Annotated in this window: 23 protein-coding genes; 16 read left to right on the top strand and 7 right to left on the bottom strand. The window is 60.1% G+C overall.

Going from position 1 to position 24,877, the window contains the following annotated elements:
- Window positions 1-5 precede the first annotated feature (5 nt).
- The gene (locus tag GE543_RS05460) at window positions 6-2,165 is read right to left on the bottom strand and encodes a restriction endonuclease (protein WP_153220967.1); all 2,160 of its coding nucleotides are present in this window, start codon (window positions 2,163-2,165) and stop codon (window positions 6-8) included.
- The gene (locus tag GE543_RS05455) at window positions 2,162-2,656 is read right to left on the bottom strand and encodes a CesT family type III secretion system chaperone (protein ID WP_153220966.1); all 495 of its coding nucleotides are present in this window, start codon (window positions 2,654-2,656) and stop codon (window positions 2,162-2,164) included. Before GE543_RS05455 ends, GE543_RS05460 begins: the two co-directional genes overlap by 4 nt.
- Before the next feature lie 304 nt (window positions 2,657-2,960).
- On the opposite strand from GE543_RS05455, the gene GE543_RS05450 reads away from it, so the two are divergent.
- Entirely contained in the window at window positions 2,961-4,286 is a 1,326-nt protein-coding gene (locus tag GE543_RS05450; protein ID WP_153220965.1) for a pectate lyase, read from the top strand.
- Between the two features lie 83 nt (window positions 4,287-4,369).
- Here GE543_RS05450 and GE543_RS05445 read toward each other — a convergent pair whose 3' ends face one another.
- The gene (locus GE543_RS05445; RefSeq protein WP_153220964.1) at window positions 4,370-5,821 is read right to left on the bottom strand and encodes a type III effector; all 1,452 of its coding nucleotides are present in this window, start codon (window positions 5,819-5,821) and stop codon (window positions 4,370-4,372) included.
- A 332-nt stretch (window positions 5,822-6,153) separates the two neighbouring features.
- Between GE543_RS05445 and GE543_RS05440 the strand changes: the two genes are divergently transcribed.
- Complete coding sequence (locus GE543_RS05440) at window positions 6,154-7,098, top strand: bestrophin family protein (RefSeq protein WP_153220963.1); 945 nt, start codon at window positions 6,154-6,156, stop codon at window positions 7,096-7,098.
- 87 nt (window positions 7,099-7,185) lie between these two features.
- Here the strand turns inward: GE543_RS05440 and GE543_RS05435 are convergent, their stop codons facing one another.
- The gene (locus GE543_RS05435; protein WP_153220962.1) at window positions 7,186-8,103 is read right to left on the bottom strand and encodes a LysR substrate-binding domain-containing protein; all 918 of its coding nucleotides are present in this window, start codon (window positions 8,101-8,103) and stop codon (window positions 7,186-7,188) included.
- Window positions 8,104-8,290: 187 nt separating this feature from the next.
- On the opposite strand from GE543_RS05435, the gene GE543_RS05430 reads away from it, so the two are divergent.
- From GE543_RS05430 to GE543_RS05390, 9 genes are all read left to right on the top strand, one after another.
- Complete coding sequence (locus tag GE543_RS05430; RefSeq protein ID WP_003415356.1) at window positions 8,291-9,040, top strand: SDR family NAD(P)-dependent oxidoreductase; 750 nt, start codon at window positions 8,291-8,293, stop codon at window positions 9,038-9,040.
- Between the two features lie 100 nt (window positions 9,041-9,140).
- A complete protein-coding gene (locus GE543_RS05425) occupies window positions 9,141-10,442 on the top strand; it encodes an MFS transporter (protein ID WP_003409041.1) in 1,302 nt (433 codons plus the stop codon).
- 18 nt (window positions 10,443-10,460) lie between these two features.
- The gene (locus tag GE543_RS05420; protein ID WP_024664439.1) at window positions 10,461-11,309 is read left to right on the top strand and encodes a transketolase; all 849 of its coding nucleotides are present in this window, start codon (window positions 10,461-10,463) and stop codon (window positions 11,307-11,309) included.
- Window positions 11,306-12,325, top strand: a complete 1,020-nt coding sequence (locus tag GE543_RS05415) for a transketolase family protein (protein ID WP_003339860.1) — start codon at window positions 11,306-11,308, stop codon at window positions 12,323-12,325. Before GE543_RS05420 ends, GE543_RS05415 begins: the two co-directional genes overlap by 4 nt.
- 48 nt (window positions 12,326-12,373) lie before the next feature.
- Complete coding sequence (locus GE543_RS05410; RefSeq protein WP_153220961.1) at window positions 12,374-13,327, top strand: alpha/beta hydrolase; 954 nt, start codon at window positions 12,374-12,376, stop codon at window positions 13,325-13,327.
- A 41-nt stretch (window positions 13,328-13,368) separates the two neighbouring features.
- The gene (locus GE543_RS05405; RefSeq protein ID WP_003314115.1) at window positions 13,369-13,656 is read left to right on the top strand and encodes a YceK/YidQ family lipoprotein; all 288 of its coding nucleotides are present in this window, start codon (window positions 13,369-13,371) and stop codon (window positions 13,654-13,656) included.
- A gap of 28 nt (window positions 13,657-13,684) precedes the next feature.
- On the top strand, window positions 13,685-14,170 hold the full coding sequence (locus tag GE543_RS05400) for an ATP-binding protein (protein ID WP_153220960.1): 486 nt from the start codon (window positions 13,685-13,687) through the stop codon (window positions 14,168-14,170).
- A 218-nt stretch (window positions 14,171-14,388) separates the two neighbouring features.
- Entirely contained in the window at window positions 14,389-16,134 is a 1,746-nt protein-coding gene (locus GE543_RS05395; RefSeq protein WP_153220959.1) for an OPT family oligopeptide transporter, read from the top strand.
- Between the two features lie 63 nt (window positions 16,135-16,197).
- A complete protein-coding gene (locus tag GE543_RS05390; RefSeq protein WP_103689261.1) occupies window positions 16,198-16,359 on the top strand; it encodes a DUF2986 domain-containing protein in 162 nt (53 codons plus the stop codon).
- Window positions 16,360-17,017: 658 nt separating this feature from the next.
- On the opposite strand, the gene GE543_RS05375 is transcribed toward GE543_RS05390, so the two are convergent.
- Window positions 17,018-17,644 carry a glutathione S-transferase family protein gene (locus GE543_RS05375; RefSeq protein WP_153220958.1) on the bottom strand — a complete coding sequence of 209 codons (627 nt, stop codon included), beginning with the start codon at window positions 17,642-17,644 and terminating at the stop codon, window positions 17,018-17,020.
- Window positions 17,645-17,740: 96 nt separating this feature from the next.
- Window positions 17,741-18,157, bottom strand: a complete 417-nt coding sequence (locus GE543_RS05370) for an ester cyclase (RefSeq protein WP_153220957.1) — start codon at window positions 18,155-18,157, stop codon at window positions 17,741-17,743.
- A 379-nt stretch (window positions 18,158-18,536) separates the two neighbouring features.
- Here GE543_RS05370 and GE543_RS05365 point away from each other — a divergent pair, with 379 nt between their 5' ends.
- Entirely contained in the window at window positions 18,537-19,958 is a 1,422-nt protein-coding gene (locus GE543_RS05365; protein ID WP_004418871.1) for a sugar porter family MFS transporter, read from the top strand.
- 48 nt (window positions 19,959-20,006) lie between these two features.
- Here the strand turns inward: GE543_RS05365 and GE543_RS05360 are convergent, their stop codons facing one another.
- Window positions 20,007-20,627, bottom strand: coding sequence for a LysE family translocator (locus GE543_RS05360; RefSeq protein WP_003339882.1), 621 nt, complete (start codon window positions 20,625-20,627; stop codon window positions 20,007-20,009).
- A 172-nt stretch (window positions 20,628-20,799) separates the two neighbouring features.
- Between GE543_RS05360 and GE543_RS05355 the strand changes: the two genes are divergently transcribed.
- The 4 genes from GE543_RS05355 (at window position 20,800) to GE543_RS05340 (ending at window position 24,874) form a co-directional block, all read left to right on the top strand.
- The gene (locus GE543_RS05355; RefSeq protein ID WP_011266867.1) at window positions 20,800-21,279 is read left to right on the top strand and encodes an Lrp/AsnC family transcriptional regulator; all 480 of its coding nucleotides are present in this window, start codon (window positions 20,800-20,802) and stop codon (window positions 21,277-21,279) included.
- A gap of 61 nt (window positions 21,280-21,340) precedes the next feature.
- The gene (locus GE543_RS05350; protein WP_046235019.1) at window positions 21,341-21,721 is read left to right on the top strand and encodes a glyoxalase superfamily protein; all 381 of its coding nucleotides are present in this window, start codon (window positions 21,341-21,343) and stop codon (window positions 21,719-21,721) included.
- Between the two features lie 222 nt (window positions 21,722-21,943).
- Window positions 21,944-23,749, top strand: a complete 1,806-nt coding sequence (atzF, locus tag GE543_RS05345) for an allophanate hydrolase (protein ID WP_178118546.1) — start codon at window positions 21,944-21,946, stop codon at window positions 23,747-23,749.
- A 15-nt stretch (window positions 23,750-23,764) separates the two neighbouring features.
- Window positions 23,765-24,874, top strand: a complete 1,110-nt coding sequence (locus GE543_RS05340) for a BMP family ABC transporter substrate-binding protein (RefSeq protein ID WP_153220955.1) — start codon at window positions 23,765-23,767, stop codon at window positions 24,872-24,874.
- Window positions 24,875-24,877 lie beyond the last annotated feature (3 nt).

The raw sequence follows: 24,877 nt of genomic DNA, 5'->3' as shown, positions 1-24,877 counted from the left end.
GTTTATCAGCCTCGACGGCCCTCCTCCATCGAACTCAGTTCGACATCGATGGGGTCAGCGTTGTCCGCAGGCAAAGGTGTCTCTGGCGCGTTGCGTGAATTGCGCAAGGCCGAAACACCTTTCGATACGCCGTCCTCCACCCCGCGGAGTGTATCCACCACCAATTGGGTCGGTAATTGCAACGCCCCTCTGCCCATGTGATAAGCGCTTTCCACGGCTCTGGGGACGCCACCCAGGGTATCCGGCTGGAACGTATGCGGCAGTGAAGCTCTGTCCGGATGGCGAATAGTGTTCCAGGCGCTTTCAGTACGCGGCAGCATCGGCATTGCACCGCCCATGCCCGCCTCTTTCAAGGCCTTGGCCTCGGCCGTGACCGACTGGTTGGCATACAGGGTCGACAGGTAAGACACCGAACCGGTTGCCGCCAGCGCCATGTTGCGCAGGATATTCCTCGCGCTGAGCGTGCCGGATGCGCCTTGGGGCTGGACGGCAACCGGTGGCAGCGCTCCGTTCAGCGCTGCGCTCTGCACACCTGAAACAGCCTTGCTGTAGAACGCGGTGCGTACCGCCGGTTCGCGAAGGTCCAGGCCTTTGGCCAGGTCCTTGCCCAAATCGGCATTGGCGCGGTCCGGGGTGAAGACCGGGATCTTGCGCCCGCGTGGATCGACATAGGTCGAGTTCAGTTGTGCAATGGTCTGGGTGGTGGCTGATATGGCCCCGGCGATCCCGGAAGTCACCGCTCTGGCCGACAGGGTCTGGCCATTGAGCAGATTGAAATCATTGAGCATCTGGCGTACCGCCTGCCCGCCACCAAAGGCGCCGTAGGGGATCATCTCACCCAGTGGATGGGTAGACGAAACCTGAACCTTTTTCTGATTCAAGACCGCTCGCTCGCTTTCGACGAAGGCTTTGTCCTCAGCGGTTTCCTCAGGCGTTTTTCTGACCAGTGCGCCGTTGTCGTTCTTCAACTCGAAAGGGTCGGGAATCACTGATTCGGCATCAATCCCCTTGAGCGGAACCATATTCAGCCGCTCGTTGAGGCCGGCTTTCTGAAACCCGGCCTGAACCATCGGCTTCAACAGGTTGGTAACGCCTTCGTGAGCCACCCCGGCAGTCAGTCCTACGGCCAGGGCCCTCTTCATGCTGGCGTCGGCGCTTTTTTCGGGAACGGCATCTTTCATCGCGTCACCGGTGGCCGTGCGGATATACCCCAGGTGGAGCATGGACACCATAAACTGCGGCACCGCTGCCGCGACGATCGGACCGAACCCCTTCCAGCCGCCGACCGAGTTGCGATCAACGTTCAGCTTGTCGATCAGAGCATCCATTTGCGTGTGAGCGGCAACGGCATTCAGCCGCTTGGCTTCAGGCGATTTGCAGAAGTCGGCGTGCAGGTCGCTCAGCATCGCCCTGGCCGTCTCCAGCGCCTGCCGGTCCATCAGCAGACCGGGTCTGCTGTCCTCAGTGGCGCCCTCCAACTGGCTGTCCAGCGCGGCGATGCGTTCGTCCAGCACTGCAAGACTGTGGTTCAGCCCCACTTCGATGGACTTACTGGCCCGACCGGCGTATTCGCCAAGCGCCGCCTGACTGACCGCCAGCGTGTTGCGGTCGCGCAGCCCTCCTGGGCCGAATGCATCAGCCGTCGCGTCATGCATGAGCTGGAAGTGTTCCAACTGGTCTGCGAGCGACCGGGCAAAGCCCTTGATCAGTTGTTCGGTCTCGGCCTTGCCTGGCTCATGCCCTGGCTCAGCGAATCGTCCGAGCGCTTGCTGCAGGTCGGAGCCGTGAAACTGTTGCAACGCATAACGCTCAGGCGACAAACGGGCGGCCATGACCTCGAAGGGCAGTTTTTCAGACTGCAACAAACTGCCGATCAGCAGGGCCGCGTTAGCGCTGATGGTCGGCGTGGAAGTGCCTTGTACGGTGGGCTGTTCGGCACGAAACTTCTCCAATGTCGGCAGATGTCGCGGCGCGACTGGCAGGCGAGCGGCACCGGCCGCCGAGCTTTCCGGCGCTTGCGCGGCCGACTGGCTGGCGGTCAGCGGCGGGTTGCTGCTCGGGCTTACCGCGTGTGGATGAGCCTGGGCGACAGCGGCAGACGGCTGCGGCGGGTTCGCCTGAACGATTTCGGTACTGCCTGATCCGCCGACTCGTATGCCAGTCATTGGAACCTCCCGGAGCTCGCAGGCGTATCACGCATGGTTACCTTGGAGGCAGGCGTATTGACCGGGGCGCCCGCAGTACCCACCGGTCCCATGAAACCGTGCTCGCGCCACTCTCTGGCCAGGTCGGCAAAGGACTTCATCAGCAGCAGCACGCCCTCGGCTGTCGCTCGTTCAAGGCCTATCGATCCCATCAGCAGCACTCGGCCGGTCTGGGCATTCCAGGAGAAAGCCGGGCTGTGGGCACCCGCAAACATATGAAAGTTGATGTCCATCAACGCCAGCAAGGCGCTGTCACGATTGCGCGCGGGCAGCGCGCCCATATCCCCGTAGATCAGAATCGCACGCCCCTCGTCGCGGTCCTGATAGTGAAGGGTGAAGTCGACGTCGCTGATTTTGAAATTGGCTGACTCGTAAAAACGTTCGGGTTCGGAGATCAGGCTGAGCGTGCAAATCTCATTGATAAGCGTCTGATATTCATCATTTTTGTTCATTTAACAGCCTCTCGGTGCGCTGTGGGTCCACACCATTTTTTTGCTGGCGTGTGCGCACTGAGTCGGAGGGCAAGGCGTTTTGGTTCCTTGGCGCGAGCCGGCCTCTCCAGCCCGGTACATCGGAGTCAGCGCCAGTCAACGCACACAAACGGGAACCCATCCCCCCGTGCTGCCACTCACTTCGGGCAACGCCAAGGCAGAGTCCTCATCGACCTATAGAACCCGACAAGGACGCGGCGATCAACGCCGGTAACTCCGGAAGACGACGCTGGTTCATATGTCCATCCCATCGAGGTAAAGCACCATGAGCATCGGTATCAACTCCTCCACCTCCTACCAACCCGCTTCAACCCAGCTGGACTTCTCGGCGCTGAGCGGCAAAAGCCCGCAGACCAATACGTTCAGCGAGGAGAGCACTGCACAGGCCGTCGACCCGAGTGCCCTGCTGTTCGACACTGCCAGCCAGAAAGACGTCAGTTTCGGAAAACCCGACAATACGGTTCAAAGCCCCACCGACAGCAGTGCTGCAACTGACCCTCAATCCAATGTCGTCAAGCTGCTCAGCGCGCTCGTCACATCGCTGCTGCAAATGCTCATGAACCTCAATAAAAAACAGGACACGGGTCAGGACGCCAACGAGTGGCAAGACCCGTTTCAAAACAATGGCGGACTCGGTACGCCATCGACCGAAGGCGGTGGCGGTGGTACTGAGGCGGCTTCAGGCGGGGACGACGGCGGAGGCGGTACTGAGGCGACTTCAGGCGGTGACGACGGCGGCGGCGGTACAACCGCAGCGTCGGGTGGTGGCGATGATGGCGGTACATCCCCAACCACTGAAGGTGACGGCGGCGGCAGCTATGCGTCCACCGGCACAGAGGGCAGCGGCACGCCTTCGACCGACAACGGAAGCGACAGCGGTGATGGCGTAACGCCTCAAGTCACCCCACAACTGGCCAACCCTGGCCGCAACTCGGGCAACGGCACGGTTTCGGATACAACGGGCTCTCTTGAGCAATCCGGCGAAGTCAATGTCGTGAAAGACACCATCAAAGTCGGTCCTGGCCAGGTGTATGACGGCCACGGTGCAACCTTTACCGCCGACAAGTCGATGGGCACCGGCGACCAGGACGAACATCAGAAGCCCCTGTTCGAACTGGCCGAAGGCGCGGTGCTGAAAAACGTGAACCTGGGTGAGAACGAAGCCGACGGCATCCACGTGAATGCCAAAAATTCGGAGCAAGTCACCATTGATAACGTGCACGCCCAGAACGTCGGTGAAGACATGATCACCGTCAAGGGTGAAGGAGGCGCAAAGGTCACCAATCTGAACATCACTAACAGCAGCGCCAACGGTGCCGATGACAAGGTCATTCAGCTCAATGCCGATACCCACCTGAAAGTCGACGGTTTCAAGGCCACCGATTTCGGTACGCTGGTCCGTACCAATGGTGGCAAGCAGTTTGATGACATGAGTGTCGAGCTCAATGGCGTGGACGCGACCCATGGCAAGTTCGCACTCGTCAAAAGCGACAGTGACGATCTGAAACTGGCCACTGGCGACATCGCCATGACCGACGTCAAGCACGCCTATGACAAGACTAAGGCGTCTACCCAGCACACCGAGCTCTGATACGACGCATACATGAGGAACAAGCAAAGGGGCGCATTCCGTAGAGGGCGCCCCTTTGCTTTACCGGCTATGGTTGGAGACGCTTATGAGCGCCCTGGCTGGAACGGCACCGCGCTCGGTGAACCCGCGGCAATGCCACCCTCTTCGATGTCCGGCTCACGAGCATTGCGACGACGTAATGTGTCACGCAGGGATGCCCCCGTCGCAGCAATCGCTTCACCACTCGCGTCAATGCCCGCCTTGGCCAGCTTGACAGTCTGGTCAGCGACATAGCTGGTCGAACTCGACGCCGCCGATTTAACCGTATCCTGCAAGAACGACTCGGCTTTTTTTACTGCGGGATCGGTTGCGACCGCTGCGGTGGTCCAGGCCGCAAAAACGCCTGCCGAGCCGGCCATATTGGTCAGTTGGCTGACCGCCGCCTTGGTGGCCGGGTCAGTGATATTTTTGGTCGCCATCTCCTGTAATTTGCCCACGCCGGCAAAGCCGCCTGCCAAGGCCAGCCCGTTTTGCGCAAGACCGGTGGCCGACACCAGGCTTCTCACTGCTTTCAGGCCGTCGGTGGCGACGTCCAGCGGCAGACCCGCCACCCGCTTGCCGGCGTTCAGCGCCGCGCCGGCGTAGCTGGCTGACTTGATCGCATTGTAGGCCTCGAGCCAGTCGGTCTCCTCACTCAAGTCTGCCTTGGGTTGCTTGTCCTTGATGCCCAGCACGAATGCACCGCCGCGCAAGTGATCACGCGCCTGCACACTGAGCATTCGATTGCCGAACCCCGCGTTGGCCACCAGGCCGCCTGCCGCCGACACGCTGATGTCGACCGCACCCTGCACGGCGGGTCTGGATGCCAATGCTGGCGCCAGTACGGTACGCACCGCATTACGCGCGCTGTAAGTCTGAACGGCAATGCCCAGATCGACCGCCTGACGCATGACACCCGGCGAATGACGCTTCACGGAAGCCGCCATCGCATCATGCAGTTTCTCAGGCGGGGTACTCAGGTAGTGCAGGTTGCCCGTGGCGCGATTCATGACCGTGGTGCCGACCTGATCCATGATCCCGGACAGCGCTCCGGACACAAATGGCGTCAGGGGTTTGAGCGGCGTCGGCAGCCAGTCGCCCTTGTTGATGGCAGGCTGCATGTATTGCAGCACCGACGCAGCGGCAAACGGCGTGGCACGCAGTGCCGTCGAAGCGGTGGTTGCCATCCTGTCGAACTTCTCCGCCTTGGCGAAGGTGTCGGCAATGCTGGCAGGCGTTTCGCCCTCGTCCAGCAAACGTCTGGCGCGAGTACCGATGATGTTGTCGATCTGCTCGTTGTGCGCATGAACGGCATCCTGGTCAACGGCCGACTCACTCAACGGCAGTTTGTGCGCAGCGAACACATGATCTTTCAGGTAATCGGTAATGGAATCCAACATGGTCTGCTCGGCAGGGCTGAGCTCGCGCACGGAACTGGAGGCCAATGATTGCGATGCGGAATAAAAGCGCTCCAGCTCGATGCTGGGCTGCGGGCTGCCGGTTCGATTGATGTGCATTGAAACTCCCTCTCTATTGCGTAAGTTGCGTAGCAACGCGACGAGACGGGTCTGGCCGGACGACTGGCCTGCGAACAGGCAAGGCAATGGGGCGTCGGTCCGAGAGTGGTAACCATTGCAAACGTCCGGGAGCCCGTCAGCGAAGAGGACCGACAAGGCTGTGTGGTCGCAAGGGTGCCGGGGGTTCCAGCTGTTGAAATGGTCAAGACAGGCGTGACTGTTTAGCCACCATGGAGAATTAAGCGAGCTTTAAGCCTCGGTCAGTAAGTTTGCAGCGTGGCGTGTTGATTGACCGCGCCAAACCTCTTCCAACCCAGCAAAGGAGTGCCGCAATGTCTGGTCCTTTTGAAAAAAAATGGCTGTGCATCAGCAGAACGGTCACCTACGTTGGCTGGTCACTGTTCTGGCTTCTGCTCTGGGACGTGGCCGTGACCATGGACTTCATGTTGGTCCAGGGTGCGGGGATAGATCTCCCCCTGATGCCGCTTACGTTGTTGTGCTCGGCGCTTATCGTGCTGATCAGCTTCCGCAATTCCAGCGCCTACAACCGCTGGTGGGAAGCACGCACGTTATGGGGCGCGATGGTCAACAGCTCGCGCAGCTATGGCCGCCAGGTGCTGACCTTGATTGAAGGCAATGCCAACGAGCGTGGCAACCCGGTGAAAGAAGTATTGTTCAATCGTCACGTGGCTTACCTGCGGGCACTGCGCGCTCATTTGAAAGGCGATGTCAGCGCAGCGAAACTCGAAGGGCTGTTACCGGTTTCCGAGATTCAGCGTGCAAAGGAGAGCAATAACTTTCCCAATGACATCCTCAATGGTTCGGCGGCCATGATCTCCGAAGAGTTTGCAGGAGGGCGAATCGACAGTATCCGCCTGGCACGACTGGAGTCGACCATGGTCGAACTGTCCAACTGCCAGGGCGGCATGGAACGCATCGCCAATACGCCGCTGCCTTACCCGTATGTCTATTTCCCCAGACTGTTCAGCACGCTGTTCTGCATCATCATGCCGCTGAGCATGGTGACCACTCTGGGCTGGTTCACCCCGGCGATATCCACGGTGGTCGGCTGCATGCTGCTGGCAATGGACCGCATCGGCACTGACCTGCAAGCTCCGTTCGGCGCCAGCCAGCACCGGATCCGCATGGAAGACCTGTGCAACACCATCGAAAAGAACCTGCGCTCGATGTTTGACGCACCGGCAAGGCAAAGTCTGGTGATTGACGCGCAAGACCAGCAGGGCAGCGCCTGGCAACCGCATCGGCTGGTGGTTTAGAAGCGCTTGGCTGGCGTGCCGATATTCAACGTTGGCACGCCATCCGGGACATTGAGCATCCCATTGCCAGACCACAGGCAGCACGGTTCAAAACACAAATCCCTGCCCCAGTTCGCCTTCCATCCATTCAAGAAATCGCCTGACTCTGGGGAAGCTGGAGTGCGCCTTGGGGAATACCAGATGGTGCGCGGCGACCGGTGCAGTCAGGGCTTGAGGGGCAACTTCGATCAGTTCGCCCGTGGCCAGGTATTTTTGCGCCAGCAACGTACTTTCCAGCGCAAACCCCAGCCCGTGGCTGGCCGCTTCGAGTGTCATGTATGAGCGGTCGAAACTCAGCGCGTAGGGCTTTTCCGGACGAGCCAGACCATGCCGGGCAAACCATTCAGGCCATTTCAGCAGTGTGGCCTCGGAGAGAATCAGTTCGCGGTCGAGCAAGCCTGCGGCGCTCTCCACCGGACGGCGCGCCAATAATTGCGGAGACGCCAGCACAGCGAACTTCTCGTCACGCAAGGTGCGCACTTCATAGCTCGGCCAGTTCGGCCTGCCATGCCGGATATCCACGTCGATCTTGTCCCTGCTGAAATGCAGCGACTCGTAAGAACACGACAGGTTGATCTGAATGTCCGGGTGGCTTACCCGAAAGGCTTCCAGCCTCGGCATCAGCCACAGCAGCCCGAAACTGGGCGCAGAATGCAGACGCAGACAATCGAGGCTGACATCGCTGGCAGCACGCTCGGTGGCGACGACGAGGCTGTGCAGCACTCCAGAGACATCTTTCAGATACTGCTCACCCACCGGCGTAAGGGTCACACCACGGGCGGCTCGAACGAACAGCTGGCGACCAATCAAGGCCTCCAGACGAGCCAGTTGGTGGCTGACTGCCGACGGCGTCAGGTCCAGCACTTCGGCGGCTCTGGCCAGATTGCCAAAACGCGCCGTCTGCTCGAAGGCCTGAAGCGCTTTCAGCGGTGGCAGGCTCAGAGGTGCCTCGTCATCAGGCCGCATGGATGCTCCGCTGTGTCCGATTATTTGAATTTCGTTCATTCAACCACTCACCTGCCGAATTGACGAGAGGTGAATTTTTTTCAGCATCCAGTGATTTTTGCGGCATTGCTCAGGGCCGGCACCGGGAACACTCTGAAGTCATCGATCACCCGAATCGAACCCATAACAATAATCAGAGGTAACCCTCATGCTTCTTCAAGGCAAAATTGCAGTGATCACCGGTGCGGCATCGGCGCGCGGTATCGGTCGCGCAACCGCGATCACCTTCGCCAACCATGGCGCACGTGTGGTGATCATCGATCTCGACGAGTCCGCAGCACGCGATGCCGCCGCCGCACTGGGCGAAGGTCATCTGGGCCTGGCAGCCAACGTCGCCGACGAACACCAGGTTCACGAGGCCGTCAGCAAAATCATCGCGCACTACGGTCGCATTGACATCCTGGTGAATAACGCCGGTATCACACAGCCCATCAAGACCCTGGACATCCGCCCTTCTGATTACGACAAGGTACTCGACGTCAGCCTGCGCGGCACCTTGCTCATGTCGCAAGCGGTGATCCCGACCATGCGTGCCCAGTCCTCGGGCAGTATCGTGTGTATGTCTTCGGTTTCCGCCCAGCGCGGCGGCGGCATTTTCGGCGGCCCTCATTACAGCGCAGCGAAAGCCGGCGTGCTGGGACTTGGCAAGGCAATGGCGCGGGAATTCGGACCCGATCAGGTACGTGTCAACTCCATCGCCCCCGGCCTGATCCATACCGATATCACCGGCGGCCTGATGCAGGACGAGCGACGTCACGCGATCATCGATGGCATCCCGCTGGGTCGTCTGGGCGCGGCGCAGGACGTGGCCAATGCTGCGCTGTTTCTGGCCAGCGACCTGTCGTCCTACCTCACCGGTATAACGCTGGATGTGAACGGCGGCATGCTGATTCACTGACCGCGAGTGGACGGGCTGGCAAACAGCCTGTGTTTGTTCTGGATCGACGATACGCCAGGCGGTTGCCTGGCGGTCTATAAAAACAAGAGATCAGACCATCATGATAACCACCATGACCCTCGACGCGGTGTCGACCACGCGCGCCAATGCCTACCGCAAGACCGCCTGGCGACTGATGCCGTTCCTGATGCTGTGCTACCTGTGCGCGTACCTGGATCGGGTCAATGTCGGCTTCGCCAAGCTGCAGATGATGAACGACCTGGCCTTCAGCGAAACCGTCTACGGGCTGGGTGCAGGCATGTTTTTCATAGGCTATTTCCTCTGTGAGGTGCCCAGCAACCTGATCCTTCACCGGGTCGGTGCCAGACGCTGGATCGCCCGCATCATGATCTCCTGGGGGATTATTTCCGCGCTCTTTGCCTTTGTCGAAACTGCATGGCAGTTCTACGCCCTGCGCTTTCTGCTCGGGGTGGCGGAAGCCGGTCTGGCACCCGGCCTGCTGCTGTACCTGACGTACTGGTTCCCCTCTTATCGCCGCGCGCGCATGACCGTGCTGTGGTTCATCGCCATCCCGCTGTCCGGCATGATCGGCGGCCCGCTGTCGGGCTACATCATGACCCGCTTCGCAGGCGTTCATGGCTGGGCCGGCTGGCAATGGATGTTCGTCCTCGAAGCGATCCCGACGGTGATCGTCGGCTTGCTGGTACTCAGCTATCTGAAGGACGGCGTGCATCAGGCGACATGGTTGTCCGCTGAAGAAAAGGAACTGGTCAACAAAGAGCTGCAAGAGGACAACAGCCAGAAAGTGGTACACGCGTCGGTAGGCGCCTTCATTCGCGACAAGCGTCTATGGCTGCTGGCGTGCATCTACTTCTGCGTGGTGATGGGCCAGTACGCGATCACCTTCTGGCTGCCGACGCTGATTCGCAATGCAGGCGTTTCCGATCCGCTGCATATCGGTCTGATGACCAGCCTTCCCTACCTGTGCGCAATCGTCGTAATGCTGTTGATGGGGCGCAGCGGCGACAAGCATCGAGAACGCCGCTGGCACCTGGTCGGCCCGATGATCGCAGGCGCGCTCGGGCTGAGTCTGGCGGCGCTGTTCGGCGGCAATCTGCTGCTGTCGGTGCTCAGCCTGTGCCTCGCCGCAGCGGGCATTCTCTCGGCATCATCAATGTTCTGGATGCTGCCCACCACCCTGCTGGGCGGGGTATCGGCGGCCGCCGGGATCGCCGGAATCAACAGCTTCGCCAATCTCGCGGGCTTCTGTTCGCCCTATCTGATCGGCTGGATCACCACCACGACCGGCTCAAGCGCCATCGGTATGTACCTGATTACCGGCGTGCTGTTCATCGGCGCGTATCTGGTACTGCGCATCCCTGCCGCCTCGGTCAATCGTTGAGTCAACGGAGTAATCACCATGACAGCCACTACTTTATCTGCGCCTTCCACCTCGCTGGCGCAGCGCGCTCATAACATTCGCCGGCACGCATTACGCATGGGCCAGGTTCAGGGCCAGGGTTATGTCGGACAGGCGCTGGGCGCTGCGGACCTGCTCGCCGTGTCCTATTTTCACGCGCTGAACTATCGCCCTGAAGACCCTGAATGGGAACAGCGTGACCGCTTTTATCTGTCGATCGGCCACTACGCCATTGCGCTGTACGCGGCGTTGATCGAGGCGGAAATCATCCCGCTCGATGAGCTGGAAACCTACGGCTCGGACGACAGCCGACTGCCCATGTCCGGCATGGCCACCTACACCCCCGGCATGGAAATCACCGGCGGCTCACTGGGTCATGGGCTGGGCATTGCGGTGGGAGCCTGCCTGGGCTTGAAGCGCAAGAACTCCAGTGCCTTCGTCTACAACCTGCTGTCGGACGGCGAGCTGAACGAAGGCTCCACCTGGGAAGCGGCGATGTCCGCCTCGCACTGGAAGCTGGACAACCTGATCGCGATCATCGATGTGAACAACCAGCAGGCCGATGGCCACTCCAGTGAAGTACTGGCGTTCGAACCCATTGTCGATCGCTGGCAGGCGTTTGGCTGGTTTACCCAACGGGTCGACGGTAACGATCTGGACGCGCTCGTCGCAGCTTTCGACAACGCGCGCCAGCACGCCGGTACGCAGCCCAGGGTCATCATCTGCGACACAAAAATGGGCAAGGGCGTGGCGTTTCTGGAAACCCGCGAAAAGACCCACTTCATCCGCGTGGATGAGCATGAATGGGACGTCGCACTGAATAACCTCGACGAGGGGAAAACCGTATGAGCTCTGCCAATCACACACCGGCTCCGTCCGGCGCCACGAAGAAAAAACTGACCACCTCGGCGATGATCGCGTCCATCGCGTCCGAGGGTCAGGCCACTCGACCGGCTCCGTTTGGCCATGCATTGGCGGCACTCGCAGAGCAACGTCAGGACATCGTCGGACTGTCGGCTGACCTGTCGAAATACACAGACCTGCACATCTTCGCCAAGGCGCATCCCGAACGTTTCTATCAAATGGGCATGGCCGAACAGTTGCTGATGAGCGCAGCAGCCGGCATGGCCAGGGAGGGTTTTGTACCATTTGCGACCACTTATGCGGTATTCGCCTCCCGACGCGCGTATGACTTCATTTGTATGGCGATTGCCGAAGACAACCTCAATGTCAAAATCGTCTGCGGCCTGCCGGGCCTGACCACCGGTTACGGGCCCAGCCATCAGGCCACCGACGACCTGGCGATCTTTCGCGCCATGCCCAATCTGATGATCGTCGACCCCTGTGATGCACTGGAAATCGAACAGGCGGTTCCGGCAATCGCAGCGCATCAGGGCCCGGTTTACATGCGCCTGCTGCGCGGTAACGTGCCCTTGGTGCTGGACGAGTACGGCTACACGTTCGAGATCGGCAAAGCCAAGACACTGCGCACTGGCAACGACGTGCTGATCATTGCCACCGGCCTGATGACCATGCGTGCACTGGAAGCTGCCAAGCAGCTGCAGGCTGACGGTATCGACGTGGCAGTGCTGCACGTCCCCACCATCAAACCGCTGGACGAGCAGACCATACTCGCTGAAGCCAGAAAACCGGGCCGGCTGGTGGTGACGGCCGAAAACCATTCGGTCATTGGCGGGCTGGGCGAGGCAGTGGCGACGGTGCTGCTGCGCAATGGCGTGACGCCCACGTTCAGGCAGATCGCCCTGCCGGACGCTTTTCTCGACGCTGGCGCGCTGCCTACACTGCATGACCGTTATGGCATTTCCACGCCCGCCGTCTGTACGCAGATCAAGGCGTGGCTTTAAGCACTGGCAGGCGCAGGGGCTGATCTCCCTGCGCCTCGGGAGCACGTATTGAACGCCAATGAATTACTGGACCCGGCCTATCGTTGGTTCATGGACGAGCCGTCGAGCAACTGGACGCTGCACACCCTTGCCGACATCAGGGCTCGCGTCAGCGCCACCTGGGCCACCGCCGCCACAGCGCGCGGCGAGCAACACTGGACCTCCTCCGATTCGGACAATGGCATCAGGCTATGTCTTTATCGCCCGGACCTTTTACACCCTCACACCGACCTCCCGGTCATTTTGTATATCCATGGCGGCGGCTTTGTACTGGGCAGCCCGGAGATGGCCGATGATGACCTGGCCAAGCTGGCCGTCGAGCTCCAGGCAATCGTCATTGCCGTCGATTACCGGCTTGCCCCCGAGCATCCGTTCCCGATCCCGCTGGAGGACTGTTACGCAGCGCTGGAATGGATATTCTGCAACGGAGCGGCGCAGGGCATGAACACCAGCAATCTGGTGATCATGGGCCACAGCGCCGGCGGCGGGCTTGCTGCCGCGCTCGCCCTGCTGGCCAGAGACAGAGGTCTGCGGACCATCGCTGGCCTGGTGCTGATCTACCCGATGCTGGATCACCGCACAGGCACACCCGACGCTCCGCCAGCCAACCCGACTACCGGCACTTTCAGCTGGTCGCGTCAGGCCAATCATTTTTGCTGGGAATGCCTGCGCGGCGCCTACGCAGTGGACGATGATCGCAAGGCCCTGTTCTCCCCTGCACTGGCCACCGACCTGAGCGATCTACCGCCCACTTTCATCTGCGTCGGCGCACTCGACCTGTTTTTGGAAGAGGACCTGGCCTTCGGGCTGAGCCTGTCGCGCTCGGGGGTGCCGGTGGAATTGCATGTCTACCCAGGCGTGCCGCATATGTTCGATCAGTTGCCGGGGGAGCAGACCGCGCAGGCTGCGCAAGATATTGCCCGCGCCATGCGCAGGATGATCGCCGCCGGGTTATGCGGCTAGAATGACGCGCATGTTGCATCAACTCGGAAACAAAGGAATGTATGTTCAAACAATGCCTGTTACTCGCTACGGCCATCTCACTGAGCGGCTGTTGGAGCCTGATGTATCACCTCGATGGTGAACGTTGCGTCTATCCCGGCACACGACACGGCTGGGCATGGGGTACTAAAGATGTGACATCGACCTGGCCATGGCTGATAGACGTGCCGTTCTCTCTGGCGCTGGATACGCTGTTTTTGCCCTACGACCTCACCGCTTTCCTGCCGGAAAACCTTGGCGGTGATGATCGCGAGTGCCATTTCAATGATGGGCTGAATGTGCTTGGTTGACAGGCACCCATAGAGTAAGGACACGTTAATGCTCGCCACCAGACTTCACCTCCTGTGCGGCAAGATCGCATCCGGTAAATCGACACTGGCGAAATCAATCGCGACCGAACATTCAGCGATCCTGCTGAGTGAAGATCAATGGCTCTCTCGGCTCTACCCTGACGAGATCACATCAGTGGCGGACTACGTGCGCCTGGCCCATCGGATCCGCGACATCATCGGCCCTCTGGTCATCGACATGCTGAATTCGGGCATGTGCGTGGTTCTGGATTTCCCTGCCAATACGCTCGCCGACCGCCAGTGGCTTCGCAGCCTGGCTGAAGACGCGCAGGTTAAGCATCGACTGCACTATCTCGATGTGGAAGATGATATTTGCCTTGCCAGACTGCATGCCCGCAACGAAAGAGCCGAGCATGACTTTGCGGCCACAGATGCGGAGTTCAGGCTCATCACCCGCTACTTCCAGATTCCACACACTGACGAGGGGCTGGATATTCTGGTTCACGGCCTGTAACTCACCGCCTGTAACTCACCAAAGGGTGCGTGGCGATGTCCTTCCGGCACTCTGATTTCTGATGTTCCTGCAACAGGCACCCTGCGTAACCGGTCGGCAAAACCCGGAACGAACGGATGCCTTAACGCCACTACACAACGATGCCCGCCATATGAACCTTCGGCCGATATGGCGCTCACTTTATAGGTTGCCTTGTCTCATTGCCGAAAGGAATTCGCATGCTTTCGACCTCACCATCGACCCCTCTTGCCAGCCCTGTCGAGCGTGAACTCAGTCTGCGCGCGGTGATTACCGGGGTTGTGCTCGGTATCCTGTTGACGCCTTCCAATGTGTACGCCGGGTTGAAGATCGGCTGGTCGTTCAACATGTCGATCATTGCGCTGTTGATCGGCTATGCGATCTGGCAAGGGCTGTCGAAGCGCTCGTCCGCGCAGCTGCCGTGGACGCTGCATGAGAGCAACATTAATCAGACGGTCGCCTCCGCCGCTGCGTCGATCATTTCAGGCGGGCTGGTCGCGCCGATTCCGGCTTATACCTTGCTGACGGGCCAGCAACTGGATGCCATTCCGATGATCGCCTGGGTCTTTTCGGTGAGCTTTCTGGGAATCTGGATCGCCTGGTATTTGCGGCCGTCGCTGCTTAATGACGCATCGCTGAAGTTTCCCGAAGGCATGGCCACTCTGGAAACCCTCCTGCACATCTACAATCATGGCCGTGAAGCCGCGACGCGTCTCAAGGTGCTGCTCAGTACCGCGTTGCTGTCGGCACTGGCCAAGTGGGTCGACACGTTCGTATGGGCGTTCCCGCGCTGGTCGCCAAGCGCTCAGTTGGAGCGCCTGACCTTTACCGCGGATCCTTCGCTGCTGCTGGTGGGGTTCGGGGCGATTATCGGTATTCGCGTCGGCTTGACCCTGCTGATCGGTGCCTTGCTGGCCTGGGGTGGCCTGGCGCCGTGGCTGCTGGAACAGGGGCTGGTGACGCTACCGGCCGACAGCAGCGGCCCGCAGTTCGCCGCGTTGGTGGAATGGTTGCTATGGCCGGGCGTTAGCCTGATGGTCTGTTCGACGCTGGCCTCATTGGCCATCCGCCTGTGGACACTGCACGCGTCTACCAAAGCCAGCGGCGCAACCCCCTGGTCAATGCCCAAGCCCTGGCCAGCTGCCGGTTTTGCGCTGGCGATCCTGCTGGTGGTCAGCCTGCAGGCGCTGTTATTCGGTATCAACCTGTGGATGGCCTTGCTGACCATTCCTCTGGCGATCTGCCTGGCGGCCGTTGCCGCGCGCGTGGTCGGTGCTACGGGTATTCCGCCCATCGGCGCAATCGGGCAGTTATCACAACTGAGCTTCGGCATCGTCGCGCCCGGTCAGGTGCCGATCAACCTGATGAGCGCCAACACGGCCGGCGGTTCAGCCGGGCAATGCACCGATTTGATGAACGACTTCAAGGTAGGCCGGGCGATTGGCGCCACACCGCGCAGACAGTTGATTGCCCAGACCCTGGGGATTTTCGTCGGCAGTATCGTCGGGGTCCTGGCCTATATGGCGCTGATCCCGGACCCGCAATCGATGCTGCTCACGGAAGAGTGGCCAGCCCCGGCAGTGGCGACCTGGAAGGCTGTGGCGCAGACGCTGACGCACGGTCTGGACTCGCTGTCGGCGAGCATCCGCTGGGCGATTTTCATCGGCGGGCTGGCTGGCTTGCTGCTGGGCATCCTCGACAGCACACTGCCCGCTCATCGCGCCCGGTACTTGCCTAGCGCCGCAGCACTGGGCCTGGCCTTCGTGCTGCCCGCCTCGGTGTCGTTGATGATGGCGCTCGGTGCAGTGCTCACCTGGCTGGTGAACTGTCGCTGGCCATCGCTTACCGAACGCTTTGCCATCACCGCAGCGGCTGGCCTGATTGCCGGCGAGAGCATTACCGGCGTCGGTGCGTCGTTGTGGCAGATGGTTCAGAACGGTGGGTAGTCGCATGCATGGTGCGACAGGCAAACTGCTATGATTCGCGCCTGTGCAAGCGAGTTGAAGAACATGAATCGTCGCAAGAAAATCCAGCAGTTGCTGAAAGCCCATGCCAAAAAAGCCAACGCCAAACTGGCCCCGCAGAGCAAGGAAAAATACATCAGCAAGGCCGACCGCGTGAAGCTGGCGGCCGAAGCAGACCAGGACTCGACCAGCCCGTCCGAAGGCTGAACCGCCACGTAAGCGCCATCGTGCAACGCAGCGCGTCGAGAACTGCATTCCCACGCTGGAGCGTGCGGAACGATAACCTCAACTATCGTGCGGCGCTCTGCGTCGTATGCCTTTCCGGACGCTCCGCGTCCTCTTGCGACGCAGCGCGTACGGAACTGCATTCCCACAGGAGCGTGCGGAACGATCATCGCAACTATCGTGCGACGCTCTGCGTCGTATGCCTTTCCGGACGCTCTGCGTCCTCTTGCGACGCAGAGCGTCGAGAACTGCATTCCCACGCTGGAGCGTGCGGAACGATCATCTCAACTATCGTGCGACGCTCTGCGTCGTATGCCTTTCCGGACGCTCTGCGTCCTCTTGCGACGCAGCGCGTCGGGAACTGCATTCCCACAGGAGCGTGCGGAACGATCATCGCAACTATCGTGCGGCGCTCTGCGTCGTATGCCTTTCCGGACGCTCTGCGTCCTCTTGACGACGCAGAGCGTCGGGAACTGCATTCCCACGCTGGAGCGTGCGGAACGATCATCGCAACTATCGTGCGGCGCTCCGCGTCGTATGCCTTTCCGGACGCTCTGCGTCCTCTTGCGACGCAGAGCGTCGAGAACTGCATTCCCACAGGAGCGTGAGGAACGATCAGCCCGAATATCAGGCACGGCGGTTACTTGGCGAAAGAATATTCCCCGCCCTGCTCCAAAGCCTTGCGGTACGCAGGTCTGCCCTGCAGTCTTTCAACCCACGCGGTCACGTTCGGGTACGGCTGCAGCATTCCCTGAGCCTTGGCAAACTCGCCGATAAAGCTCATCTGGATGTCCGCCCCACTCAGCTCGTCGCCAAGCAGATACGGCGTCAGCCCAAGGGCTTCGTTCAGATAGCCCAGGTAGTTGGCCAGTTCCGACTGGATACGCGGATGCAGCGGCGCACCGGCGTCGCCCAGGCGCCCAACATAAAGGTTGAGCATCAGCGGCAGAATCGCCGAGCCTTCCGCGAAGTGCAGCCATTGCACGTATTCATCGTAGGTAGCGCTGGCAGGGTCCGGCTGCAGATGACCGTCGCCATGGCGGCGAATCAGGTAGTCGACAATGGCACCGGACTCGATGACCACATGCGGGCCATCTTCGATGACAGGTGATTTGCCCAGCGGATGCACCGCCTTGAGCTCGGGTGGCGCAAGGTTGGTTTTCGGGTCGCGCTGATAACGTTTGATTTCGTAGGGCAGGTCGAGCTCTTCGAGCAGCCACAGAATACGCTGCGAACGTGAGTTGTTCAGGTGATGGACAGTGATCATGTCGGGCTCCGCCGGGTGAGAGTGTCTAAAAAAGACTGCACTACCACCCCGGAGTGCCGTGAAATGATTTTACTTCGATGAACGTACTGGAATCGTTCAGGTAGCTCTGTCACTCGAAACGCTCGCCACTTCGCCACGAAGCTCGCGTTCCACTGCCGCTTTATCGATGACCGACCAGACGCCGACGATCTTGCCGTCGCCAAAGGTGTAGAACACGTTTTCGCTGAAGGTAATGCGTTGGCCACGCGCCTCCAGCCCTAGAAAACGGCCTTGCGGAGAGCAGTTGAAGAGCAGACGGGCGGCAACCTGTGGTGCTTCGACCACCAGCAGGTCGATATTGAAACGCAGGTCGGGGATGATCCTCACGTCGTTTTCCAGCATCGCCCGGTAACCGGCCAGGCTGATCCTCTCGCCATTGTAGTACACGCCGTCGTCGACGAAATCGCCCAGGTCCTGCCAGCGACGGTCGTTGAGGCAGGCGATGTAGGCACGGTACTGCTCGGCCAGGTTCATATGGCGCCCTCCTTTTCAAAAGATACCGACGCAGCCTCGTTGAAAAGGCTGCGCACTATTGCGGCCTTACTGTAGCGCTTATGAGCGGCGCAGAAAGTGAGTAATGACAGCAGCGTATGTGCCAGATAAAAACTGCTTTTAAATCAATGAAAAGCATCTTTTACCAGTCAAAAAAACTGAATTTCATTGACAGCAAAAGGGGAAAACAGGGGCGTTATGACAAGCAGAAGTTAATCGTTTCAGCAGTCTCACGCTCAAGGCTTTCGCCAGGAAAACAATCCTGAGCGGGTTTGTAGGGAACTAGCACGGCCGACACCGCCCTAAGCGTGACATCCACGTACTGGCGCAACGCTGGTTTCAAGCCAAGGACTTCAGATTCATGTCTTCAAGTAGCACCTCAGCAGCGGCGGGTCAGCAAGGCCGGCAACGCGCTGCATCGAATCGACTCATCTTTATCTCTGTGCTTGTGGCGACCATGGGCGCGCTGGCGTTCGGGTATGACACTGGCATCATCGCCGGCGCCCTGCCGTTCATGACCCTGCCCGCCGATCAGGGCGGCCTGGGTCTGGATGCGTACAGCGAAGGCATGGTCACCGCGTCACTGATTGTCGGCGCCGCGTTCGGCTCGCTTGCCAGCGGCTATATCTCCGACCGCTTCGGACGCCGCCTCACATTACGCCTGCTGTCAGTGCTGTTTATCGCCGGCGCACTGGGCACCGCCATTGCGCCGTCGATTCCGTTCATGATCGCAGCACGCTTCGTGCTGGGTATCGCGGTGGGCGGCGGCTCTGCCACAGTGCCGGTGTTCATCGCCGAGATCGCAGGCCCGTCACGGCGTGCGCGGCTGGTCAGCCGTAACGAATTGATGATCGTCAGCGGCCAGTTGCTCGCCTATGTGCTGAGTGCGGTCATGGCGGCCTTGCTGCATACACCAGGGATCTGGCGTTACATGCTGGCAGTTGCGATGGTGCCAGGCGTGTTGCTGCTGGTCGGTACGTTCTTCGTACCCGCGTCGCCGCGCTGGCTGGCCTCCAAAGGCCGTTTCGACGAAGCGCAGGATGTGCTGGAGCAACTGCGACCCAGCAAACAGGACGCGCAGCGCGAAGTCGACGAGATGAAAGCGCAGGACGAAGAAGCTCGCCATCGTCCCAAAGCAAGAGAATTGCTGCGTCAGCGCTGGGTCATCAAGTTGCTGCTGATCGGCGTAGGTCTGGGCTTTACCGCGCAGTTCACCGGGGTGAACGCGTTCATGTACTACACGCCGATCATTCTCAAGAACACCGGGATGGGCACCAACGCTGCGTTGACTGCGACGATCGGCAACGGCGTGGTGTCAGTCATCGCAACCTTGCTGGGCATCTGGGCCATCGGCCGCTACGGGCGTCGGCATTTGCTGATGACCGGCCTGGTCATCGTCATTCTGATGCAGGCAGCGCTCGGTTGCGTGTTGCAGTTCATGCCGCAGAACATGACCCAGAGCTACACTGCCCTCGCCTGCATTCTGGTGTTTCTGCTGTTCATGCAGATGTGCATCTCGCCGGTCTACTGGCTGCTGATGTCAGAACTGTTCCCCATGCAGGTGCGCGGCTTGCTGACCGGCACAGCGGTATCGATGCAGTGGTTGTTCAACGCATCGGTAGCGTTCACATTCCCGATTGCAGTCGATACCATCGGCAACCCGACGTTCTTCATCTTCGCCGCCATCAACATTGGCTCGTTGATTTTCGTGTTCCTGTGCCTGCCGGAAACCAAGGGCAAGTCGCTGGAGCAGATCGAAAAGCATTTGAAGAAGGAGCTGTAACGGCGACCGGATGAGGTCGTCAACGGCCTCATCCACCCTCCAGGCAGATCAGCGCACCAGCATCGAAGCTGCCGCCGCTACCATGATTGCCGCCGCACCGCGAAACAGTTTTCTTTGCGCACTCTCACTCGACAGCAAATGTCGAATGCGCAAGGCGGCAAATATGAACACGGCCCCGACCGCCAGCAGTACCAGCACCGTCAGCGGCACCAGAACCAGCCCCCACGTCTGCAAAGAGACCGTTTCAAGATTGATGACCAACGGCAAAAGCGCCAGATAAAAGGCAATGGTCTTGGGGTTGCCCAAGGTGATGGTCAGTCCGGACGCGGCCGCGGACAGCAACTCTTTTTTCTTCGCTGATTTTCCGATTTCTATGGCTTGATGATCTGCGAACCAGAACTGCCAGGCCAGATAGCACAGATAAATCGCCGCCCCCCAACGCACGACCTGAAACAACGCATTGAAGTGCTCGGCGATCATGGCAAGACCAAACACTGCAAATGAAAGATAGGTCAGGTCACCGAGGATCAGCCCGGATAGCAGGCAGAAGCCTGACACCGCCCCGCCGCTGACACTCCGTGCGACCAGCGCTGCCATACCGGGGCCAGGAATGGCGGCGGCAATACCCAACGCTGCCGAATACGTAAGAACCTGAGTCAGATCAAGCATGTTGCACTCCTTGAGACTTGACGCTGATTGAAGAGCTTGCCTGAGATCCAGCAGGCAAACCCCTGTGTCGAAAAATATTACGTGTTTCAACGCGGAAAGAATTATCTGTTCTTACTGGCTGGACGGCTAAAACCGGTATAAATTTCCTGCAACATGAGGAGTAACGGTATTTATGACCCAGCCGACATTAAGCCCGATAGATGTAAGGATCCTCACGGCGCTGCAGCAGGACGGCCGTATCACCAATCAGACCCTGGCCGACCAGATCGGCATGTCTGCCTCGCCCTGCTGGCGACGGGTCAGGCAACTGGAAGAACATCGCTATATCCAGGGTTACCGAGCCGTACTGGACCGCCGCAAGATCGGGCTTGGCGTCATGGTGTTCATTCGTATCAGCATCGACAGTCATAGTGAGGCCGAGGCCAGAAAGTTCGAGAAGGAAGTCATGCAGCTGGAAGATGTCGTGGCGTGCTACAGCATCGGCGGCGATGCGGACTTTCTGCTTCAGGTCGTAGCGCCCGATCTGGATTCCTTTGCTGACTTCGCCATGACCGTGGTCAGACGATTACCCGGCATCAAGGAAATGCAGAGCATGTTCGTGCTCAAGGAAATAAAACCGTTCGTCTCGTTCCCGGTAAAGCAGCCCGCATAGCATAAATGCGTGCATCGGCATCAATGACTGCACGCCCATCATCTCAAATAAAGGAATAGCAATGTCTGCACAGGAGCCAGCCACCGTGACCTTCACCAGCGCTATCCCGATCCTGCGGATGTTCGATGAACGCAAGGCGCGTGAGTTCTACATCGACTTTCTCGGTTTCAGCATCGAGTTCGAGCACCGCTTCGAAGCGGATCTGCCGTTGTATCTGGGCATCAGCCGTAACGGGTTGAACCTGCACCTCTCCGAGCATCACGGTGATGCCTGTCCAGGTGCGGCGGTGTTCATCCCGACGCAGAACATCGAGCAATTGCGCGATGAACTGATCGGCAAGCAGTATGGCTATGCCCGCCCGGACATCGTTCAGCAAGGCTGGGGAAAGACACTGGAAGTCTGCGACCCGTTCGGTAACCGGCTGAGGTTCTGCGAGAGTTGAGAAACCTGCATTGATGTCAGCCGTGCGGCGATACATTCGCCCTGCGGCTGACACGACCTATCTTTGTGCACGCAGAGATATTCAAGCGCAAACATGACGCATGAATGCAGCTCTGCACCCCGCCAATTGACAGTAATCTCCCCGTAAATCCCCCTCCGGCCAACCTTGGCCCGTAACGTGCAAACCCGTCAGGTCATCTTGTATACATGAATGAACACCACCATGACTGCACTCGATATCCCTGAACTTCAGTCGGCGCTCCGCTCGGGCGACACCACCCTGACGACACTGGTGCAGACCCTGACCGCACACATCGATGCGGATGACCGGGCAGAGGTCTGGATTCATCGCGTCCCGCTGGCACAGCTTGTCGAGCGGGCAAAGGCGCTGGAGAGTCTCGCCGAACAACTGGGCGATGCGCTGTATGACCGATTGCCGCTGTTCGGCGTGCCCTTTGCGGTCAAGGACAATTTCGACGTGGCGCACATGCCGACCACGGCTGCTTGCCCGACGTTCGCTTACGTGGCCAAGGACAATGCTCATGTTGTGCAACTGCTGCTCGACAGCGGCGCAATCCTGATGGGCAAGACCAATCTCGATCAATTCGCTACTGGCCTGGTGGGCGTCCGTTCGCCCTACGGCGCGGTGCGCAATGCGCATGATCCGGCCTACGTCAGCGGCGGCTCGAGTTCCGGCTCGGCAGTGGCGGTAGCGCGTGGCTACGTCAGTTTTGCACTGGGCACGGACACCGCAGGTTCAGGCCGCGTGCCAGCCGGCTTCAACGGCATCGTCGGGCTCAAGCCCAGCCTTGGCCTGTTCAGCAGCCGCGGGGTCGTGCCTGCCTGCCGCACGCTGGACTGCCCATCCATCTTTGCCAAGGATGTCATGCAAGCCTGGCAGGTCGCACAGGTCATTGCAGCTTACGACCCACTGGATGCGTCCAGTGTGGCCGTGCAGGCATTGCCGGTGCAGCGCAGGGTTCGGCGTGTCGCCGTCGCGCGGCACTGCGAGTTCTTCGGCGATGAGCAGGCAAAGGCGGCTTACCTCAAAACCCTTGAAGCCCTGCAGAACGACCCGTTGGTGACGTTCAGCACTATCGAGTTCGACGTGTTCGCCGAGGCGGCTGCCCTGCTGTATCAAGGCCCGTGGGTGGCGGAACGCCGCGCTGCGATCGGCGAATTCTTCGCCAGCAACGCGGCCGATATTCATCCTGTGGTACGCGGCATTGTGCAGGGCGCGGATTCATTCGACGCCGTGGACACGTTCAACGCGCGCTATCGCCTGGCAGAGCTGACCCGCGCTGCGCAGCAGTTGCTGACCGACATCGACGTGCTGGTGGTGCCGACCGCGCCGTGCATGCCGACCATCGAAGCAGTGCTCGGCAACCCGTTCGCGCTCAACTCACAGCTCGGCTATTACACCAACTTCGTCAACCTGATGAACATGTGCGCCATCGCCATCCCGACAGATCGTCGCGCGGACGGATTGCCTGCGGGCATCACGCTGATTGGCCCGGCCGGTGCCGATCAGCGCCTGGCAGAGATCGCCGCAGCCTGGCAGCCGCTGTTCGGCCAGGCTGACCAGCGTGACGCCGTGGCGATGGCCCCCCTGCCCTATAACAGCCCGACCGTGCAGGTTGCGGTGGTCGGTGCCCACCTCGTTGGCCAGCCACTCAACTGGCAATTGCTCGAAGGCGGCGCGCGTCTGCTGCGCAGCACAACCACCAGCGCGGATTACCGCCTGTATGCGCTGGCAGAAACGACGCCGCCGAAGCCGGGACTGGTGCGCGTCGCTGAACAGGGCGCGAGCATCGAGATAGAAGTCTGGGAAATGCCGCTGAGCCAGTTCGGCGCTTTCGTCGCGGCCATTCCAGCGCCACTGGGCATCGGTTCCCTGCAATTGGCCGACGGCCAGTGGGTCAAGGGTTTCATCTGTGAGCCTGGCGGCCTTGAAGGCGCGCTGGACATCACTGACTACAAAGGCTGGCGCGCCTACCGCGCCGCGCACACATCTTCCATCGCTCAATGACCCGAGGTAGCACACATGTCGAATGTTGATCGTCGCAGTTTCATCAAGTTGGCGGGCATTATCGGCCTGAGCGCAGCGCTGCCTTTCGGTCGCGCCTATTCAGCCGATGCGCCACTGGTAGTGGGTTTCATCTACGTCGGCGCTCGCGACGACTTTGGTTACAACCAGGCCCACGCCCAGGCAGCGGCCATCATCAAGACGCTGCCCAACGTCAAAGTGATCGAGGAAGAAAACGTTCCGGAAACCGTGGCCGTACAGAAGACCATGGAAGCCATGATCCGTCAGGACGGCGCCACGTTGATTTTCCCGACCTCGTTCGGCTATTTCGAACCGCACGTGGTCAAGGTCGCCAAAAAGTACCCGGACGTCCGTTTCGCGCACTGCGGCGGTCTCTGGCAGAAAGGTCGCGACCCGATGAACGCGGGGAGCTTTTTCGGTTACATCGACGAAGCGCAATACCTCAACGGCGTGATCGCCGGGCACATGAGCAAGAGCAAAAAGCTCGGTTTCGTCGCCGCCAAACCTGTGCCGCAAGTGCTGCGCAACCTGAACGCGTTCGCCATGGGTGCCCGCTCGGTCGACCCGAGCATCGTCACCACGGTGATCTTCACCGGTGACTGGTCGCTGCCGGTCAAGGAAGCAGAAGCTGCCAACGGCCTGATCGACCAGGGTTGTGACGTGCTGACCTGCCATGTCGACGGGCCCAAGGTGATCGTCGAGACGGCTGAAAAACGCGGCGTGATGACCTGTGGCTACCACGCCAGTCAGGCTGCGCTGGCGCCCAAGGGCTACTTGACCGGGGCCGAATGGAACTGGGAGACGCCTTATCGTGCTCACGTCGCGGCAGCCCAGAGCGGCGCGCCGATGATCAACTTCCTGCGCGGCGGGCTGAAGGAAGGCTTCGTGAAAACGTCTGCCTACGGGCCTGCGGTCACGGCCGACGCCAGGCAGAAAGCCGATGCCATCAAGGCGCAGATGCTGGCCGGTCAGTTCGTGATTTTCAAAGGCCCGCTCAAGGACAACAAGGGCAACGTGGTGATTGCCGATGGCGTCGCCCAAGGCCAGACCGACATTGCTCTGGAGAGCATGAATTACCTGGTCGAAGGCGTGCTTGGCCAGATCTGAGGA

Origin of the sequence: Pseudomonas sp. SZ57 (genome assembly GCF_009495975.1) — a bacterium.
Lineage (GTDB): Bacteria > Pseudomonadota > Gammaproteobacteria > Pseudomonadales > Pseudomonadaceae > Aquipseudomonas > Aquipseudomonas syringae.
Note: the sequence above shows the minus strand (reverse complement) of the source record. Positions and strands in the feature narration are given on the sequence as shown.